We start from the raw sequence: 2,857 nt of genomic DNA on the forward strand, positions 1-2,857 counted from the left end.
CCACGTATCCCGGCGGCGCGCCGATCAGCCGGCTCACGCTGTGCTTCTCCATGAACTCGCTCATGTCGATGCGGATCAGGTGGTCCTGCGAATCGAACAGGAACTCGGCCAGCGCCTTGCACAGTTCGGTCTTRCCCACCCCGGTGGGGCCGAGGAACAGGAACGAGCCATAGGGCTTGTTCTCGTCCGACAGGCCGGCACGCGAGCGCCGGATGGCGTCCGACACCAGGCGCACGGCCTCGTCCTGGCCCACCACGCGACGGTGCAGGTAGTCCTCCATCTGGATCAGCTTCTCGCGCTCGCCCTGCATCATCCGGGACACCGGAATGCCGGTCGCGCGGCTTACCACTTCGGCGATCTCCTCGGCGCCCACCTGCGTGCGCAGCAGCTTGTTGGGCTGCTTCTGCTCGCTGGCTTCGGCAACCGTGGCGGCCTTGAGCTTGCCTTCCAGTTCAGGCAGCTTGCCGTACTGCAGCTCGGCCACCTTGTCGAGCTTGCCTTCGCGCTGCAGGCGCGTGATCTCCAGGCGGATCTTGTCGATCTCCTCCTTGAGCGCGGCTGCGCCCTGGGCAGCACCCTTCTCGGCCTTCCAGATCTCTTCGAGGTCGGCGTACTCCTTCTCCAGGCGGCCGATTTCCTGCTCGATCAGTTCGAGCCGCTTCTTCGACGCCTCATCGGTTTCCCGCTTGACGGCCTCGCGCTCGATCTTGAGCTGGATGGTGCGGCGCTCGAGCTTGTCCATCACCTCCGGCTTGGAGTCGATTTCCATCTTGATGCGCGCGCCGGCTTCGTCGATCAGGTCGATGGCCTTGTCGGGCAGGAAGCGGTCGGTGATATAGCGATGCGACAGCTCCGCCGCCGCGACGATGGCCGGGTCGGTGATTTCCACGCCGTGGTGCAGCTCGTACTTCTCTTGCAAGCCGCGCAGGATGGCGATGGTGGCCTCCACGCTGGGTTCGTCGACCAGCACCTTCTGGAAGCGGCGCTCCAGCGCGGCGTCCTTCTCGATGTACTTGCGGTACTCGTCCAGCGTGGTGGCGCCGATGCAATGCAGCTCACCGCGCGCGAGAGCCGGCTTGAGCATGTTGCCGGCGTCGATGGCGCCCTCGGCCTTGCCGGCGCCGACCATGGTGTGCAGCTCATCGATAAAGACGATGGTCTGCCCTTCGTCCTTCGCGATGTCCGACAGCACGGCCTTGAGGCGTTCCTCGAACTCGCCGCGGTACTTGGCGCCGGCCAGCAGCCCCGCCATGTCGAGCACCAGCACACGCTTGCTCTTGAGGCTTTCCGGCACTTCGCCGTTGACGATGCGCTGGGCCAGGCCTTCCACGATGGCGGTCTTGCCCACGCCCGGCTCGCCGATCAGCACGGGATTGTTCTTGGTGCGGCGCTGCAGGATCTGGATGGTGCGGCGGATTTCGTCGTCACGGCCGATCACGGGGTCGAGCTTGCCGATGCGGGCGCGCTCGGTGAGGTCCACGGTGTACTTCTTCAGCGCTTCGCGCTGGGTTTCGGCATCGGCGCTGTTGACCGAGTCGCCGCCGCGCACGGCTTCGATGGCGGTCTCGAGTGATTTGCGCGAGAGGCCGTTTTCACGCGCGATGCGCCCGGCCTCGCCCTTGTCATCGGCCACCGCGAGCAGGAACAGCTCACTGGCGATGAACTGGTCGCCGCGCTTGATGGCCTCTTTCTCGGTGGCGTTGAACAGCGCGCTGAGTTCGCGCCCGACCTGGACCTCGCTGGTGCCCTGCACCTGCGGCAGGCGCTTGATGGCGGCATCCAGCGCGGAGGTCAGGCCGCCGACGTTGACGCCGGCACGCGCCAGCAGCGCGCGGGCGGCGCCGTCGTTCTGCGCCAGCAAGGCGCGCAGCACGTGCAGCGGGTCGATGTATTGGTTGTCGTTGCCGATCGCCAGGCTCTGGGCATCGGCCAGCGCTTCCTGGAATCGGGTAGTCAGTTTGTCAAGTCGCATATAGGAGCCCTCTTTTTCGGATGAGTGCCCGATGCGGTAGGCAGGGTGCTTGCGCCCCGGCCTGCCGATCCCGCCACGCGGGCCGGACACTGGTGTCTGATCGAAAGATAAGGCTTTGCGCGTGCATTTCAAGGCCTGACTGCACGGCCCTTGATGTGGCGCAGGAAATACGTTGCGCCTTGGCCGCCACGCGGCCTCAGGCGGCCGCCAGCGACCGTTTGTCTTCCAGGTTGCGCACCAGCACCAGCGCCTCCCCGGCCAGCACCACGCGGCCATCGTCGCCGGTGACCACCGTGGCCAGGTTGACCAGGTCCTTGTCACCGCGCAGGCGCACGATGCGCACCGACGCGGTCAGCAGTTCGCCCAGCCGCGCGGGCGAGCGCAGCCGCAGCGACTGCTTCATCCAGCCAGTGCCGCGGCCCGGCAAGCGCGTGCCCAGCAGATCCGAGAACATGCCGGCCAGCAACGGCAGCGGCACGATGGTGCCCTCGAAGCCGCGGCTGTGGGCAAACACCGGGTCGGTATAGAAGGCATTGCCATCGTCGGTCAACGCCACGTATTCATCGATATCGCCCGCACTGAAGCTGCGTACCGCCGAAGCCTCCTGGCCGACGCTCAGGTGATAGAGCGTACGGTCGCCGGCGGGCTGCCCCGCAAGGTGCCCGGCGGATTGCCCAGCTTCGTCGGCATCCTGGCGCTGGGCCTCGGCCAGCGATTCCGCGCTGGCATCGACCAGCAGCACCGCGTCGCCATGCGCCGTAATCTGCTCATCGGTGACGGGCATGCGATTGCGCCCGCGCTGCACGCAGCGGACCGACGTATCCAGCGCGATCCGGTCCCGCCCGGGCGTTTCATTCAACACCAGCACGGCGGCCACACCATCGC

2 protein-coding genes are annotated in these 2,857 nt (G+C 66.7%); both read right to left on the minus strand.

Annotated features, from left to right (window positions below):
* The coding region (locus AC1DS3_RS37400; RefSeq protein WP_477129222.1) for a Clp protease N-terminal domain-containing protein at window positions 1–1,972 on the minus strand (1,972 nt) is incomplete at its 3' end.
* Window positions 1,973–2,168: 196 nt separating this feature from the next.
* Window positions 2,169–2,857: MaoC family dehydratase (locus tag AC1DS3_RS37405; protein ID WP_477129223.1), on the minus strand; the 689-nt coding region annotated here is incomplete at its 5' end.

This window comes from Cupriavidus sp. 01L46, assembly GCF_056399905.1.